Below are 13590 nucleotides of genomic sequence, written 5' to 3'. Positions count from 1 at the left end.
CGTGCACAAATCCTCCTGCGCGAATCGCAGCCCAGCGCCACCTTGTCCACAATCACGTGCTGCGGAATGTAAAAAAGTGCAGTGGATGCGTACGGTAGAAACATGAGCAAACCCAACCTTTCCCCCGACGTTGTGCTGGACCGGGAATGCGAACAGCGCAATGAACCCGGGTTTTTGGAGACGGTGTTGGCGACGGCAGCCCACAAGGTAGTGCTCTTCCACCGCGGTAAGGCCCTGGTGGCCGGTGCCAGTCTCAGTTCGTTGGCCTATCTACACCCCTCACAACTGCCCCAACATCTACCGGCCGGGACCCTGCCGGTCTATTTGGGAAAGGTGCTTGAGGGCAACGGACATACCCTACTCGCGGGTACGGAGCTGGTGCTGATCGCATTACCGGACGACGCCGGAGAGCCGGCTTGGGTGCCGGAGGGCAGCTCCTTCGCCGGTTACCGAGCTGCCGCAGAGCAGATGAGTAGGGCCGATGCGGAGGTTTTCATCCAGGCTCAGGCGGCAGCCAACTGGCATGCCACTCACGCGTTCTGCCCGCGGTGCGGCAATCCCACAGAAATTCAGGCGGCAGGCTGGATGCGCCGTTGCAGCCAAGACGGTTCCGAACATTTTCCCCGCACCGATCCGGCCGTGATCGTGGCGATTGTGGGTGCCGATGAGAAAATCTTGCTGGCCAACAACTTCGCATGGGATGAGAACAGGTACTCCACCGTGGCGGGTTTCGTAGAAGCAGGAGAGAGCGCCGAAGCAGCTGCGGTGCGTGAGATTTTTGAAGAGGTGGGTGTCCGTCTGCATTCTCTCCAGTACCGATCTTCCCAAGCCTGGCCGTTTCCCCGGTCCTTGATGTTGGGTTTCATGGGCTACACGGATGACACGAACGCCACCCCAGATCTGACGGAAGTCCGGGCGGCCCGTTGGTTCGGGCGAGAAGAGTTGCAGGACGCGGTGTTGAAGGGTGAGGCAGTGATCTCGCCCCGGTTGTCCATTGCGCGGGAACTGATTGAGCACTGGTTTGGCGGAAGAATTGTAGAAGCCGGTGAACAGCTATGAGTTTTGACCCCAGCCAGCTGGGTCTGCCCGTAATGGATGAACGCACGGCGGAGGAAAAGATTCTCTCCGGTTTGGATGAGGAACAACGCACCGTTGCCACCACTCTGAACGGGCCTTTGTGCGTGCTGGCAGGCGCCGGCACCGGAAAGACACGCGCCATCACGCACCGCATCGCCTATGGCGTACACACCGGTGTCTACAATCCCAACCGTCTGCTCGCCGTGACCTTTACAGCCAGAGCGGCAGCCGAAATGCGTACCCGGCTGCGCGATCTGGGCGTGGGCACTGTCCAAGCCCGCACCTTCCATGCCGCAGCGTTACGGCAGCTGCAGTATTTCTGGCCGCACGCCGTCGGCGGTCAATTGCCGGGCCTGCTCGAACACAAGGCTCAGATCATCGCCGAGGCCGCGCGCAGGCTCCGGCTGCCCACCGACAGAGCTGCCATCCGGGATTTGGCCGCCGAAATTGAGTGGGCCAAGGTGTCCATGATGACCCCGGAAACGTACCTCATCAAGGCAGAAGATCGCGGCGAACCAGGCGGGCTGGACAAGGTCACGGTGGGCAGGCTCTTCCAAGGGTACGAAGACGTGAAGGCGGATCGAAACCTTATTGATTTTGAGGATGTCCTGCTGATCACCGTGGGCATTCTGCAGGAAGATCCGCGGGTCGCAGCTACGGTACGCGATCAGTACCGGCACTTTGTGGTGGATGAATACCAGGATGTTTCCCCGCTCCAGCAGCGGATGCTCGATCTGTGGCTAGGTGGCCGCGACGAACTGTGCGTGGTGGGCGATGCCAGCCAGACCATTTACTCCTTCACAGGTGCCACACCGCGGCACCTGCTGGAATTTCCCCAGCGCTTCCCCGAAGCAAACGTGGTCAAGCTGGTCCGTGACTACCGTTCCACCCCGCAGGTGGTGGGCTTGGCCAACGGCTTGCTGGCCAATCGGCGCAGTGGAGGCATGACTGCCGATGCGCTCTGGTCTAAGCCGCTAGAACTTGTGGCGCAGCGCCCAGGCGGTCCGGCGCCTGAATTCATGGAGTGCAGCGATGACGAGGCCGAAGCCGCAGCCGTCGCCGCCAGAATCAAGGTACTGGTTGAGAATGGCACACCCGCCAGCGAAATTGCCGTGCTGTTCAGGACTAACGGTCAATCCGAAGCTTATGAGCAGGCGCTGACCGCGGCCGGACTCGGCTACCAGTTGCGCGGTGGCGAGCGGTTCTTCGCCCGCAAGGAAGTCCGCGACGCTATGCTGCAGCTGCGCGCTTCCTCCCGTGCTGCCGAAGATGAAGCCCTGGGCCAGCTAGTCCGTGATGTGTTGGGCAACCTCGGCTACCAGGCAGAGGCCCCCAAAACGGGCGGTGCCGTGCGGGAACGCTGGGAATCACTCAGCGCCATCGTTGCCCTGGCCGATGAGCTCGTGGTCTCCCGCAGCACCCCCGAGCACACTTTCTCCATCCTGGACTTTGTCGCCGAACTACAGGAACGGGCCACGGCCCAGCATGCCCCCACCGTCCAAGGTGTCACGCTGGCTTCCTTGCACTCGGCCAAGGGATTGGAATGGGACGCCGTGTTCCTGGTGGGCCTCAGTGAAGGGTTGATGCCCATCTCCTTCGCGGATACACCCGAAACCGTGGATGAGGAACGCCGGCTTTTGTACGTGGGCATCACTCGTGCTCGGGAATACCTGAACTTTTCCTGGTCCACAGCACGCACCCCGGGTGGCCGGGCGAACCGCAAGCCCTCCCGGTTTTTGGACGGCTTGCGGCCCAATTCGGTGGGTGGGGCTCCCACCGGCCCGCGCATGGCCACCACCCGTAAATCGCGCAAGCTGGCGGGTCCCTCAGTGTGCCGGGTATGCGGGAAGATCCTCAATACCGGCGCCGAACGCAAGGTGGGGCGTTGTTCCGACTGCCCGCCTGGGTACGACGAAGCAGTGTTTGAACAGTTGCGAGAGTGGCGTCTGAAGGAATCGGTATCCGCGTCAGTGCCAGCCTTCGTGGTGTTTACCGATGCCACACTGATGGCCATTGCCGAGGCTGCTCCGCAGGACCTGGATGAACTAGCTGCCCTGCCTGGAGTGGGGCCCTCTAAACTGGAACGCTACGGAGAAGCTGTTCTGGAAATTGTGGCTGGCTGATTCTGCCATTGGCAGCCGCACTCAGGGTGGGCGCTGAATTCCTGCTCTGTCCAGCGTCCGCTCCCAGAATGGAAACTCAGGACGGCGGACCACGCGCTGGGCTGATTGACGCCGTCCAGAAATAGCAGTGCCTGGGTGGCTGCGGTACCAGCTAAAGCCAGCGAGGTAGCGCTAGCTTCCAAACGACCAGCTGAAGGCCCAGCTGTCGGTCCCGCTAACGGCCCGTCACCGTCGCCCTGCAACCACGGAGATTCAGGGCCGTTGCGCTGCCGTTCCACACAGCCCGCGCAGGCGGTCTCCCCAGGCACCACGAGTGGACCCACCGTGCCGTCTTGCTCCCTGTGCAACACCAGCAGATGGGGCCTTTCGGTACCCAGAAAACGAGACGTCAGCCCAACTGCCGCGCAGTCGAAACCCACCAGAACGGCAAGATCAAGGCTCTGAAGGCTGGGACCTCCTGCCCCGCCGTCGTGCACCATGTGAATGTGCGTCAGCGGATCCAGAGCTGTGAGATGGCGCCGCAGGGCCAGGGAGCGGGGGATGCCAATGTCGGCCTTGGTGTAGGCGCTCGGTGACACGTCGGACGCGGCGACGGGGGAGTCATCCTCGAGCAGGAGCGTGCCCACTCCGGCGTTGGCAAGTGCCCCGGCTAAGGTGGCGCCGGTGCGTCCCAACCCCGCCACATGAACCACATTCTGCTGGCGCTGGGCCAGGCGCTTTTGTGCCGAATCCCGATACAAGCCCAAGAGCGCAGTCCTGTCAGGGCGCAGCCGTTCCGCCCGGTACCCTTGGGTGGACAGTTCGGCGTCGGGACACAAAACGGTGTCGAGCATAGTGCAAATCTCCTGGGCACGCGCGGCAGGAACACCAAGTTCAACGGCGGAACTCACCACTTTCTTGTCGGCGATTCCGCGGCGCAACGCGTTGATGAACGCCACGTCTGAGGCCTGTAGTCCCTCCAAGATCAGGCCGCCGGGCCCCAACCCAATTTGCACGCTGTGGGCGCCTCGGCTGACCATGCGAAGCGCCGGATTGACAGCCGTCATGATGACCTCCCTAAGGATTCCGGCGAGTAGATGCCGTAGTTAAGATCATTGCACTTGAAGTGCTGGGCTGCTGTGAGTTATCCACAGCTAGGTGTTCTCCACAACTTGTCCCCGCACAGGGCCAGCGGCGTGCTCTGGGTGGCACGGTGGCGGTACGGTCGATATATGGCACCTGCACCAGCACCAGCTCCTAGAACTCCGGCACAGACACCCACCCCTGCACGGTCACAGTCACCGGCACCGGCATCGGCACCGGTACCGGCGCTGGCAGCTGCTGCGCGCCGCAGGCCCATCGGCACGGGAACCAAAGGTCCGCTGGGCGATTCAATTTCACTCCACCGGCTCAGCACAGGCGATCCCATCGTGGTCCGGCGGACGGCGCGGCGGAAAACCGGGCTGGCTGCATTCTGGGAGAACGGACAGGCAGTCATAGCCGTTCCAGCGCGGCTAAGTCTTGACGATGAGGCGTATTGGGTGCCGCACATGGCCGCCAAACTGGAACACAGCAAACAACGCGAAGCAGGCCTGGCTGGCCGTCGGAACGTCCCAGCCAGTGACGCTGCCCTGTTGCAGCGCAGCCACTCTCTTTCGGCTCAGTTCTTGGGTGCCCGGGCTGTGCCGGATTCGGTGCGCTGGGTTAGCAACCAGAACGGTCGTTGGGGCTCGGCCACCCCGGCCCGGAAGACCATCCGCATTTCCCACCACGTGCAGGGTATGCCTGACTGGGTTGTGGACTATGTGTTGTTGCACGAACTGGCCCACTTGATCCACCCAAACCACAGCCCCGCATTCTGGGCGGAACTGGCCGGGTACTCGAAGCTTGAAGAGGCGAAGGCATTCTTGCAAGGGGCCTCGTTTGCTTCGGCGCGAAACATCATGGGTATGGGAGAAGGTATGGATGACGGACGTGATGACGGTACTGACGACGGAAGTGAAACCTCGGAATAGTCCGTCTCAGCAATTATACAAAGAGGGCGGCGGGAACCTCAGTTCACTGCCGTAGCAGTGGATCTGCGATTCCCGCCGCCGGGATGTGATGGAGCCGTGAGCTCCTTAGCTCTTGTCTCCGGTCCCTGAATCCGTGCCCGAATCCGGGTCGGTCTCTGAGTCTGTGCCCGAATCTGTCTCGCCGGCACTGTCCCCGGATTCCTCGCCCCCGGATTGCTCGGCTGGGGTCTCCGCTGCATCCTCGGTCTGGAAGTCGTCAAAGCCGCCGTCCAAGAGCTTGGCCAATGCCGCATCAACGTCTGATTCAGAAGCGTCTTCAGCGCTGCGACGGGCACTGAAACCAGCCGCATCGTCCAAGTCGGCGGAGGTGGGCAGCAGATCCGGGTGGGCCCAGATCGCGTCACGACCGGCAATGCCGCGTTGATCCTTCAATGAAGCCCACAAGGCGGCAGCTTCGCGGAGCCTGCGTGGACGCAACTCCAGTCCCACTAGAGAGCCGAAAGCATGCTCGGCGGGACCGCCCGTGGCACGGCGCCGGCGGATCGTTTCACGGATGGCCGCAGCCGCAGGCAGATTCGCTGCTGCCTCGAAACTGAGCTCGTCAACCCAGCCTTCCACGAGGGCGAGGGCTGTTTCCAACTTTGCCAATGCGGCGTCCTGCTCCGGTGTGCGGGCCGGCATGAAGACACCCTCGGACAGGGCTGCCTGCATGGCCTCGGGGTTGGAGGGGTCCAAATTCTGGGCCAAATCTTCAATACGAGACATGTCAATATGGATGCCGCGTGCGTAGGATTCGATGGCGCCCAGCAGATGGCCGCGTAGCCACGGAACCTGCACGAAGAGCCTTGCGTGAGCAGCTTCTCGCAGGGCCAAGTACAGCAGGACTTCTTGTTCGGGAACTTCCAAGCCTTCACCGAAGGCCTTGACGTTGGCCGGGAGGAGAGCCATCTGAAGGTCGGCCAGCGGGATACCGATGTCGGTGGAGCCGACAACTTCCTTGGCTAGTGCACCCACGGCAGCACCAAGCTGCATGCCGAACAGGGCGCCGCCCATGTTCTGCATCATCGAGGCTGCGCCGCCCATCATGGACTTCATCTCTTCGGGCAGTTGTTCGTTCATGGCCGTGGAAATGGCGAAGGCAATACTGTTAGCCACCGGCTCGGTCAGACGCTTCCACGTTCCCAGAGTTTCCTCTACCCATTCGGCGCGGGACCAGGCGTGGCCCACGATAGCGGTGGCGGCAAGGTCCGTGAACGGATCCAGCCACATTTCCGCCAGACGAAGGGCATCATCAACTTCTCGCTGCTGAGCTGGCGTCACTGACGGGTCATCGCCTGCGGCAGCCTTGCGGGCAGCATCGTGGGCCAGCTCCCAATTGACAGGTGTATCTGAGGAGCCGCTCATCATGGCCTGCACCTGAGAGAACATTTGCGCGAGCGCATTCGGATCTGACGGCAAACCCGCAGCCTTGGCCAGTTCTGCCGGGTCAAAACCCTCCATGCCCTGTCCGCCCATAAGGTTGGCGAGCATTTCCTGAAGCGGATCCTTCGGGGTTTCGTCGTCGTTGTTGGCTGGTGTGGAAGACATGATGGCCCGTTCGTTGGCGTGGACGCTGAATATCTTCACGTTACCGCCGCCGCGCAGCGTTGTCGCCCTGCAGCGGCCCACTGTTCGCTCTAGGCAAAGGGTGTCAGACCTTGGGACGCGTGGCACTGTCGCATTCATTGGATGCTCCCAGCCGGTGCACAAGCACAGCACATCCAGACACAGTAGGCTTGAGGGTTGGTACCCCGTTTTGTTTTAGAGTTTTAGTCCGCGGATGTCTGCCGGACTCGATAGAATGTGGAAAGGTCACTGCTTTGAGCCAGGAGACACCCGAAATGGCAGCGACGCCACGCACTTTTCGCGACAAAAGAATCTCCCTCATGGCGGTCTCCGGCGTACTGGCGGTAGTTTTGGGTGTGGCCGCGGTGACGTTGCCGGTGCCGTATGTCATTGAATCCCCGGGGCCGGCGATCAACACTATTGGCGAGCTCAACGGCGAGCCCATCATCGCTGTTACCGGCCACGAAAGCTTTCCGCCAACGTCCGGCAGCCTTGATCTGACCACGGTTCATCTCACAGGCGGCTTGCCGGAGAGTCAGGTCAATTTTTTCAACGTACTGACCTCGTGGTTGACGCCCTCCCACACTGTCTACCCGGCCGAACTCATGTACGCACCTGGGACCAGCCAGGATGCCATTAACAGTGAGAACTCTGCGGCCATGACCGGTTCACAGGAAAATGCCACAGCCGCGGCCATGACCGCCATGGGCATTGACTTTGAGAGCAACCTAGCGGTGGCCATGGTCCCTGCCGACGGCGCCGCGTCAGGCATCTTGAAGCCCGACGACGTTCTCCTCACCATTGACGGTAAGAAGATCACGGATCTGGGCGTCATCCAGACCGCGTTGACTGATGGCAAGGGCGCGCCCGTGGAGCTTGAGATCCGCAGAAACGATGCCGAACAGAAACTGAGTCTCACACCGAAGCTGGGTGACGAAGGCAAATATTTGCTGGGTGTTCAGATCCAGAATGTGTTTAAGTTCCCCTTCGATGTCGAGATCACATTGAGCAACATTGGTGGGCCCAGTGCGGGCATGATCTTTGCTCTAGGCATCATGGACAGCCTGACACCGGGAGATCTCACTGGCGGGAAAAAGTTTGCCGGCACGGGAACCATCGATCCAGAGGGCAAAGTTGGAGCCATTGGGGGTATTGCCCAGAAACTGGTGGGCGCTCGCAGCACCGGTGCTGATTATTTTCTGGCTCCCGCCGCAAACTGCGGCGATGTAGTGGGGAACATTCCCGATGGCCTTCAGGTCATCAAGGTGAGTACGCTCACAGAAGCCCACGACGCCGTGGCCCTGATTGGCTCCGGCAAAGACGGCTCAGGGCTGCCCACATGCAAATAACATTTGAGCCCCGATGCGTAACGATTGCGCATCATACGGAACTTGGCCCGCGACCCGTTCGTGGCACCCTTATGGAAGTACCCAGAATTTTTCTTGTCCAACAGTTGAGTAAGAGGTAGAGAGTGACATCCCGCCCAGCCCCGCCGCCGAGCAACACCATCCGGCCCAAGCGACGTAGCGCATTGATGCCCACCATCATTGTGGTGGCGGTGCTTGTGGTCGCAGTGCTGATCTTTTCAGGGATTTACACCGATCTGCTGTGGTTCAACCAGATAGGTTTTTCTGAAGTTTTCTGGACCGAACGCATTGCGAAGATCCTGATATTCATCGCTGGCTTCCTCATCATGGCTGCGGGGGTGTTTTTCTCCATCCGGGCCGCTTACAAGGCGCGCCCCATCTACGCCCCCGATAGCGCACACGAGGATAACCTCAACCGCTATCAGATGCAGCTGGAGCCGATTCGCCGCGTGGTGATGATTGGTGTGCCGATTGTTTTCGGTCTATTTGCCGGTACAGCAGCCATGGCCCAGTGGGAAAAGGTCATGTTATTCCTCTACCGCGTTCCTTTCGGCTCAACTGACCCCGAATTCGGGCTGGATATCAGCTTCTACACCAACACCCTGCCGTTCCTAGGTTTCTTGGTGGGCATGCTCATCAGCGCCACGGTAATAGCGTTCATCGCCGGAATGCTGACCCATTACCTGTACGGCGCCATCCGCTTGACCGAGCGCGGCATCTTCACCACACGCGGCGCGCAGATTCACATCGCTATTCTCGCGGGCGTCTTCTTGCTGCTGCTGGCCGGCAACTTCTGGCTCGGCCGCTACGCCACGCTGCAAGACAACGGCGGATTCCGCGCTGGTGCCATGTTCACCGACGTCAATGCCGTGATTCCCACCAAAGCTATTTTGGCTGCGGCAGCCATCATCGTGGCAATTCTGTTCATCGTTGCAGCATTTATTGGCAAGTGGAAGCTGCCCCTGATCGGTGCTGGCATGCTGGTAGTCACCGCAATTGTTGCTGGCGGCCTGTACCCCATGGCCATCCAGGCGTGGCAGGTCAAGCCCTCACAGGGAAACATGGAAGCTGAGTTCATTCAGCGCAACATTGAGATGACACGTGAGGCGTACGGCCTCTCTGACATTGAAGTCACTCCTTACAAAGCAACGACGACGGCGGAAGCTGGCGCCCTGCGTCAGGACGCCGACACTGCAGCCAACATTCGTTTGTTGGACCCCAACCTACTCTCGGCAACCTTCCGCGAGCTGGAGCAGTACCGTCCGTACTACGAGTTTCCTAAGACGTTGAACGTTGACCGATACACCATTGACGGCGAGGTTCGCGACGCCGTGATTGCTGTGCGTGAGTTGAATCCCAACGGATTGAACCCAGCTCAGCAGAACTGGTACAACCAACACCTGGTGTACACCCACGGTTATGGCATGGTGGCTGCCTATGGCAACACCGTGACAGCTGATGGCAAGCCCAAATTCATGCAGTCCGGTGTACCTTCCACGGGTGTGCTGGGGACAGACACTAGCTACCAGCCGCGCATTTATTTCGGCCAGTCCATGACCGAATACTCTCTGGTGGGTGCTGAAGAGGGAACCGCTCCCATCGAGTTGGATCGCCCGCAGGGCACCACCGCTGGAGCTGCCGACGCGACGGCTGATGAGGCTTCTGGCTCGGAGTCTCTGACAACCTTCACCGGCAACGGTGGGCCCAATGTGGGCAACTGGTTTAACCGTGCCATGTACGCGCTGAAGTTCCAGTCAACTGACCTGTTGCTGACTAACGGTGTCAACAGCGAGTCGCAGATCCTCTACGACCGGACGCCCGAAGAGCGCGTTGCCAAGGTAGCTCCTTACCTCACGATCGATGGCAACCCTTACCCGGCCATTGTTGATGGCAAGGTCAAGTGGATTGTTGATGGTTACACCACCAGCTCCTACTACCCCTACTCGCAGCAGCAGCAGTTGCAAGAAGCCACCACGGATTCTCTGACGGCCACCAATGGTATGGCTACGCTGCCCAATGCTTCCGTGAACTACATCCGCAACTCGGTCAAGGCCACAGTGGATGCTTACGACGGATCTGTTGATCTATTTGCGTGGGACACCGAGGACCCCATCCTGAAGTCTTGGCAGAAGATCTTCCCGAGTACCATCAAGCCGTACACGGAAATGTCAGCGGATGTCATGTCGCATGTGCGCTACCCGGAAGATATCTTCAAGGTCCAGCGTGAGCTGTTGGGCCAGTACCACGTGACTGATCCAGACAAGTTCTTCCAGAACACCGAAGCATGGTCCGTTCCGGATGACCCCACAACCACGGCGACAGACAAGCAGCCGCCCTACTACCTGTCCTTGAAGATGCCAGGCGCCGAGAAGACAGCCTTCTCGTTGACCACCAACTTCATTCCACAGGAAGTAGCCGGAACTGATTCCCGCAACGTGCTGTACGGATTCATGGCAGCCAATGGCGATGCTGGAAACGTCAAGGGTGTCAAGAGCCCTGACTACGGGAAGCTGCAGTTGCTTGAGTTGCCGGTGGAAACCCAAGTCCCTGGTCCCGGACAGGTGCAAAACACCTTCCGGACCGATCCTCGGGTCTCTGACCAGTTGAACATTCTGACACTCGGCCAGTCCGAGTTGAAGAACGGAAACCTGCTCACACTGCCCATGGGTGGCGGTCTGTTGTATGTCCAGCCCGTCTACCTGCAGTCGAAGGGCGCAACGTCCTTCCCGACATTGCAGCGTGTGTTGGTGGCTTTCGGTAACAAGATTGGCTTCGCAGCCACCTTGGATGAGGCTCTGGATGACCTCTTCGGCGGTGACTCTGGTGCCGCCGCCGGTGATGCCAACGTCGAGAAGGTCCCGGACGCTGCCGGACCCGGTACCGGGGGCACGACGCCATCCGAAACCAGTACCAATCCGGCACTGGCCACGGCGCTTCAGGAAGCCAGCGCGGCCATTACTGAAGGCCAAGCAGCTCTCGCCAAGGGTGATTTCACCGCCTACGGTACGGCCCAGAAGAAGCTGGAAACGGCCATCGCCGCCGCCATCGCTGCTGAGGGCGCGGTGGCAACCCCGTCTACCCCGGCACCCACAGCGACACCTAGCCCGAGTGCGGCACCCTAGTTCCGGCGTCGTTAGCTAGATAGAGCACCATCAGCGGTACCTGATAAGGCCCGGTCACCTCACGGCAACCGGGCCTTATTCGTACCTTCTTGAACATCGGGTAGACGCTAATGAGTGCAGGAGATGAACGTCACGTGCTCTCAGTTTGGCCTGCTGGTGAATGGCCGGTAAAGTAATAAACACATCGCGGGGTGGAGCAGTTCGGTAGCTCGCCGGGCTCATAACCCGGAGGTCACAGGTTCAAATCCTGTCCCCGCAACTCCACAAGAAAACCCCCGGCCACACAGGCCGGGGGTTTTCTGTGTCCTCAGGTCGAAGCGGTCGGGTTTCCGGGTTTTTCGAACCCGAGATGACGCGATCGGGCTCTTCGAGTCGACACATAAGGCCCCGAATGTGCGATTTATGGGGCCATATCTGGGGTCTCGAGCACGGCCAAGCTCTCCGCGACCCCATTCACAATAGGTCCCAAGCATGTCAGTCGGAACTGCGGCTGATGCGGAGAATATAGCGGAATTACCGCATCAGCTGCAGTTTGGAATGGGAGGGGAGAGTTTGGAATCGGCGGGAGATTGGAATCGGCGGGAGTTTGGAATGGGTGGGGATCGCTAGCACGGCCAAAAGACCGGAACAAGGAACACTGCCACAGCCAGATAGAGGGCCAGGATGACCACGCCGAACTTCCAGTAATCGCCAAACTTGTAGCCCGCGGGGCGCATGATCATCATGTTCGCGGGAGTGGCAATGGGGGGCAGGAGTGCAGCGGCCGACGCCACGCTCACGCACATCAACACAGTGAAGGGCGAGAGCTCAGCCTCGGTGGCAACGGACAGTGCAATGGGGATGATGATCAGGGCAGTTGCCGTGTTGCTGATCAGTTGTCCCAATACGGCAGTGACAATGAAGATGCCAATGAGCAGCAGATAGGGGCTGCCGCCACCGGTGAGGGTGACGATGCCATCGGCCAGCAACTTCGCGGTGCCGGTCTTGGTGATGGCCGCCGAGAGCGGGATCATCCCTGCTACCAGGATCAAAGTTTGCCAAGCCATCGATCGGTGCGCTTGGCCAATGGTGACAACCCGGGTCAGGACCATGGCCATGGCTGCTAGGAGAGCCGCCACAGCGGCCGGAGCGATGTTGGTGGTCATCATGACCACCATTGCGGCCAGGATGGCGAGTGCCGGGATGGCTCCTGGGCCGAGCGGCACGGTCTGGCGCCGGATGGCCCGGTACCGTTTCAACGCGTTGAAGAGTGATCCCACGACGGTTGCGGTGGCGCGGCTGGAAATTGTTGGGGCAGGCGTTGGGGCAGGCGAAAGTGCCGGAACCGAAGGCGCTGGAGCCGAAAGCGCCGAGGCTGGCGCTGACCGTGGCAAGGTGCTGGCCCGTTCGGCAGCGCTGGCCCGCGACCTCGCGAACAACCCTCCTGGCCATTTGATGGCTGCCGAGTATGCGGATTTCACTGCTGAGCAGGGCCCATCCTTCGGGCTCAGCGTGGAAACGTTTGGTTTGGCTGAGCTCATTGACATGGGTTGTGGCGGCCTACTGGGCGTCAATGCTGGCAGCTTCGAGGAGCCGCGGCTGATCATCCTGCGCTACGTTCCTGAGGGTGAACCTACGGCTCATCTCGCGCTGGTGGGCAAGGGCATCATGTACGACTCCGGCGGTATCAGTCTTAAGCCCCCGGACCCCATGCATTTGGCCATGAAGATGGATATAGCCGGCTCCGCAGCGATTATGGCTGCCATGACCGGCTTGCGGGATCTTGGCGTCACAGCAGCGGTCAGCGCGTGGTTGGTCTGCACCGACAACATGCCATCCGGGACAGCCACCAAGCTCGGCGATGTGCTCACGGCTCGCAACGGCACCACCGTTGAGGTAAAGAACACCGACGCCGAGGGATGTTTGGTCATGATGGATGCGCTCAGCCTGGCCATGGAGGAATCTCCTGACGCTATTGTGGACGCCGCCACGCTGACCGGTGCCGCCATGGCCGCTCTGGGCACCCTCGTCGGTGCCGTGATCGGCAACGATCAGCCACTCGTGGAGCAGATCAAGACGGCCGGTGCCGCATCGGGCGAATCCATCTGGCAACTCCCCTTGGAAACTCGTTACCGCAAGCAGCTGGACTCGGACATTGCCGATATTTCCAACATGGGCGGGCCCACCGCCGGCGCCATCACGGCCGCGCTCTTCCTGTCCGAGTTCGTCAAGGGCACACCCTGGGCGCATCTGGACATTTCCGGGACCATGAAGAGCGATTCCAACGACTCCTGACGTCCCATCGGTGCCACCGGGTTCGGCA

9 protein-coding genes and 1 tRNA gene are annotated in these 13590 nt (G+C 60.5%); 7 read left to right on the top strand and 3 right to left on the bottom strand.

The window, feature by feature from the left end; translation table 11 throughout:
- The first annotated feature begins 102 nt into the window (after positions 1–102).
- The gene (gene nudC, locus AB0O97_RS10945; protein ID WP_363844921.1) at positions 103–1059 is read left to right on the top strand and encodes an NAD(+) diphosphatase; all 957 of its coding nucleotides are present in this window, start codon (positions 103–105) and stop codon (positions 1057–1059) included.
- Positions 1056–3200 carry an ATP-dependent DNA helicase UvrD2 gene (locus AB0O97_RS10940; protein ID WP_363844924.1) on the top strand — a complete coding sequence of 715 codons (2145 nt, stop codon included), beginning with the start codon at positions 1056–1058 and terminating at the stop codon, positions 3198–3200. The genes nudC and AB0O97_RS10940 overlap by 4 nt, the downstream gene beginning before the upstream one ends.
- Here the strand turns inward: AB0O97_RS10940 and AB0O97_RS10935 are convergent.
- Positions 3164–4246 (bottom strand): ThiF family adenylyltransferase, encoded by a 1083-nt coding sequence (locus AB0O97_RS10935; RefSeq protein WP_363882412.1) that lies wholly within the window; start codon positions 4244–4246, stop codon positions 3164–3166. The genes AB0O97_RS10940 and AB0O97_RS10935 overlap by 37 nt on opposite strands.
- A 165-nt stretch (positions 4247–4411) precedes the next feature.
- Here AB0O97_RS10935 and AB0O97_RS10930 point away from each other — a divergent pair, with 165 nt between their 5' ends.
- Complete coding sequence (locus tag AB0O97_RS10930) at positions 4412–5194, top strand: YgjP-like metallopeptidase domain-containing protein (RefSeq protein ID WP_363882409.1); 783 nt, start codon at positions 4412–4414, stop codon at positions 5192–5194.
- A gap of 105 nt (positions 5195–5299) precedes the next feature.
- On the opposite strand, the gene AB0O97_RS10925 is transcribed toward AB0O97_RS10930, so the two are convergent.
- Entirely contained in the window at positions 5300–6781 is a 1482-nt protein-coding gene (locus tag AB0O97_RS10925) for a zinc-dependent metalloprotease (RefSeq protein WP_363882407.1), read from the bottom strand.
- Between the two features lie 293 nt (positions 6782–7074).
- Here AB0O97_RS10925 and AB0O97_RS10920 point away from each other — a divergent pair, with 293 nt between their 5' ends.
- The 3 genes from AB0O97_RS10920 (at position 7075) to AB0O97_RS10910 (ending at position 11547) form a co-directional block, all read left to right on the top strand.
- Positions 7075–8148 carry a S16 family serine protease gene (locus AB0O97_RS10920; RefSeq protein WP_363882404.1) on the top strand — a complete coding sequence of 358 codons (1074 nt, stop codon included), beginning with the start codon at positions 7075–7077 and terminating at the stop codon, positions 8146–8148.
- Positions 8149–8333: 185 nt separating this feature from the next.
- Positions 8334–11288: a UPF0182 family protein gene (locus AB0O97_RS10915; protein ID WP_363882494.1), complete on the top strand. Its 2955-nt coding sequence runs from the start codon at positions 8334–8336 to the stop codon at positions 11286–11288.
- 185 nt (positions 11289–11473) lie between these two features.
- Positions 11474–11547 (top strand) — tRNA-Met (locus AB0O97_RS10910).
- Positions 11548–11893: 346 nt separating this feature from the next.
- Here AB0O97_RS10910 and AB0O97_RS10905 read toward each other — a convergent pair.
- The gene (locus AB0O97_RS10905) at positions 11894–12436 is read right to left on the bottom strand and encodes an SLC13 family permease (protein WP_363882401.1); all 543 of its coding nucleotides are present in this window, start codon (positions 12434–12436) and stop codon (positions 11894–11896) included.
- Here AB0O97_RS10905 and AB0O97_RS10900 point away from each other — a divergent pair.
- Positions 12435–13562 (top strand): M17 family metallopeptidase, encoded by a 1128-nt coding sequence (locus tag AB0O97_RS10900; RefSeq protein ID WP_363882398.1) that lies wholly within the window; start codon positions 12435–12437, stop codon positions 13560–13562. The genes AB0O97_RS10905 and AB0O97_RS10900 overlap by 2 nt on opposite strands.
- Positions 13563–13590: the final 28 nt, after the last annotated feature.

The sequence above is a fragment of the Specibacter sp. NPDC078692 genome (genome assembly GCF_040686835.1).
GTDB lineage: Bacteria > Actinomycetota > Actinomycetes > Actinomycetales > Micrococcaceae > Specibacter.
The sequence above is the reverse complement of the archived record's forward strand: the minus strand, read 5'-3'. Positions and strand labels throughout refer to the sequence as shown.

Bases quoted from the DNA above. Each gene is read 5' to 3' on its own strand.
- AB0O97_RS10915 (WP_363882494.1), top strand. From the start codon at position 8,334: ATGCCCACCATCATTGTGGTGGCGGTGCTTGTGGTCGCAGTGCTGATC.
- AB0O97_RS10920 (WP_363882404.1), top strand. From the start codon at position 7,075: ATGGCAGCGACGCCACGCACTTTTCGCGACAAAAGAATCTCCCTCATG.
- AB0O97_RS10905 (WP_363882401.1), bottom strand. From the start codon at position 12,436: ATGATGACCACCAACATCGCTCCGGCCGCTGTGGCGGCTCTCCTAGCA.
- AB0O97_RS10900 (WP_363882398.1), top strand. From the start codon at position 12,435: ATGACCACCATTGCGGCCAGGATGGCGAGTGCCGGGATGGCTCCTGGG.
- AB0O97_RS10930 (WP_363882409.1), top strand. From the start codon at position 4,412: ATGGCACCTGCACCAGCACCAGCTCCTAGAACTCCGGCACAGACACCC.
- AB0O97_RS10940 (WP_363844924.1), top strand. From the start codon at position 1,056: ATGAGTTTTGACCCCAGCCAGCTGGGTCTGCCCGTAATGGATGAACGC.
- AB0O97_RS10935 (WP_363882412.1), bottom strand. From the start codon at position 4,246: ATGACGGCTGTCAATCCGGCGCTTCGCATGGTCAGCCGAGGCGCCCAC.
- AB0O97_RS10925 (WP_363882407.1), bottom strand. From the start codon at position 6,781: ATGTCTTCCACACCAGCCAACAACGACGACGAAACCCCGAAGGATCCG.
- nudC (WP_363844921.1), top strand. From the start codon at position 103: ATGAGCAAACCCAACCTTTCCCCCGACGTTGTGCTGGACCGGGAATGC.